The organism is Caldimonas taiwanensis NBRC 104434, from assembly GCF_001592165.1.
In the GTDB taxonomy this organism is placed as follows: Bacteria; Pseudomonadota; Gammaproteobacteria; order Burkholderiales; family Burkholderiaceae_C; genus Caldimonas; species Caldimonas manganoxidans.
In genome coordinates, this window is record NZ_BCWK01000051.1 from 1 (window position 1) to 2,448 (window position 2,448).

The window sequence follows — 2,448 nt, forward strand, 5'->3', positions numbered from 1 at the left end:
CCATACTGCGCGCCGCTTGCCACGGCGAGCAGCACACCATCCACAGGGAGGATGCATGGACCAGGCCCAAGCCGCCGCGGCGCGACAAGCCGCGCGGGCCCTCTTTGGCGTGCCCATCGAGCAAGACCGCCGCTTGCTGAGGCTGCACGCGCAAGCGCTGCCGGGGGTGGCCCCGGCGGGGCTGGTGGCGCAGCGCGTGCGCATCGAAGAAGGCCTCAGCCAACCCTTTCACATCGACATCGAAGCACTCAGCCCGGCCGCGGGGCTGCCCGTGCAGCACTGGGTGGGCCATGCGCTGTGGCTGCAGCTGCAATGCGCCGACGGCTCGCTGCGGCCCTGGCACGGCCATGTGCTGCAGGCTGAATTCGCTGGGGCCGACGGCGGCTGGGCCCGCTACCGGCTGCGCCTGGGGCCCTGGCTGAGCCTGCTGCAAGCCCGCCGCGACAGCTTCGTCTACCAAGAGCTGCACGCCCTGGACATCGTGGCCGACGTGCTGCGCGACCATCCCCAGGCGCGCTGGCGGGCCCACGTGCGGCGCCACTTACGCCCCCGCCCGCTGTGCTGCCAGTACTTGGAAAGCGATGCGCAATTCATCGAGCGCCTGCTGGCCGAAGAAGGCTTGTGCTACCACTTCGAGCACCACGGCCCCAGCGGCCAGGCGCCCGCGCAGCACGTGATGGTCATCACCGAAGCGCCGCACGACGACGCCCCCGATCTGGGCGTGCTGCCCTTTGGGCGCGGCGACCTGCGCCTGGGCGAACAAGGCCGCGACGCGGTGTATGCGGCGACCCAGCAGCGCTGCGGGGCGGCCAGCCAAGTCGTGCTGGGCAGCTGGGACCCGCAAAGCCTGGCCGGGGTGGCGGCCCAAGACGGTGCCAGCCCGCTGCCGCACTGGCCCACACTGGCCGTCTACGACGGCGCGGGCCAGCAGCGCTACGCCGATGCGCAGCATGCCGCCGAATGCGCCGCCCAGCGCGCCCAGGCCCTGGCCTGGCCCCAGCACAGCCTGCACGGCCGCTCCAGCGTGCGCCGGCTCAGCCCCGGCGCCGTCTTCGCACTCGGCCAGCACGAACGCCTCGGCCGCCGGCGCTGGCGCCTGGTGCGGGTGGTCCACCACATCGCAGACGCCTGGCTGCCCGCCCAAGACGACGCCCCTGCGCCGGGCTACCACAACGAATTCCAAGCCATCGAGGCCGAACAACCCTGGCGCCCGCCGCTGCGGCCCAAGCTGCGGGCCAGCGGCGTGCAAGCCGCCGTGGTCACCGGCGTGGACGGTGCGGCCCTCCACACCGAGCGCAACGCCCGGGTCAAGATCCAATTCCCCTGGCAACGCGGCCAGCGTCCGCTCAGCGGCGGGCTGCCTCACCCCAGCGCGGCCGACCCCGCAGGGGCGGCCCCCGGCAACGAGCGCGCCAGCGCCTGGGTGCGCGTGGCCCAAACCGCCGCCGGCCCCAACTGGGGCGCCGTCTTGCTGCCGCGCATCGGCTCCGAAGTGCTGGTCGACTTCATCGACGGCGACATCGACCGCCCCCTCATCATCGGGCAGCTCTACAACGACCTCGACCCCCCGCCCTACGCGGCCGGCCAAGACGGCGGGGTCAACCACCCCGGCACCCTCTCGGGCTGGTTCAGCCATGGGCTGGACGGCGGGCATCACAACGCCTGGGTCCTCGATGATGCCAGCGGCCAGCTGCGCATGCGCTTCATGTGCACCCAGCCCCTCAGCGAGCTGGGCCTGGGCCACCTCATCCAGCAAGCCGCCTGTGGCGCGCAGCGCGGGCCGGCGCGCGGCAGCGGCTTCGAGCTGGCCAGCGACGGCTGGACCTGCGTGCGCGCGGCCGCAGGCTTGCTGCTGAGCAGCACCGCACGCGCGGCCCAGGGCGACAGTGTGCACGGCGCGCAAATGGACGGCCAAGAAGCCCAAGCGCAGCTGCGCGCCGCGCAAGCCCTGCAGCAGCGGCTGCAGCAGGTTGCCGCTGCCCAGCTGCCCGAGGTGCCGGCGCCCGAGGCGGCGGCCTGGACCGAGGCCGTGCAAGCGCTGGACGGCTCGGCCCAGGCCGGCGGCGGCTTCACCCAGCCGCTCATGCTGTGGGATGCGGCCGCCTCGGCGCTGTACAGCACCGAAGGCCCGCTGGGGGCCTATGCCGCACAAGACCAGCACTGGGTGGCCCAAGCCGACATGCAGCTCAGCGCCGCGCAGGCGGCCAGCATCGCCGCCGGGGCGGCCGTCAGCCTGTACGCCCACGACGGCGGGCTGCAATTCAAAGCCGCCGCCGGGCCACTATCCTTGCGCGCGCACACCGACACGCTGAGCCTGCACGCCGATGGCCAAGTCACGATCACCAGCACCAACGACGAGATCCACGTCCAGGCCCAAACCCGCATCGAGCTCACCTCCGGGTCGAGCCGCATCGTGCTCGACGGCGGGGACATCACCTTCACCTGCCC

Annotated in this window: 1 protein-coding gene; it reads left to right on the plus strand. The window is 73.0% G+C overall.

The annotated features are described in order from the left end of the window. Nucleotides 1–55: 55 nt before the first annotated feature. Nucleotides 56–2,448, plus strand: a 2,393-nt coding sequence (locus CTA01S_RS15870) for a type VI secretion system Vgr family protein (protein WP_062196824.1), incomplete at its 3' end; no start/stop codon positions are given.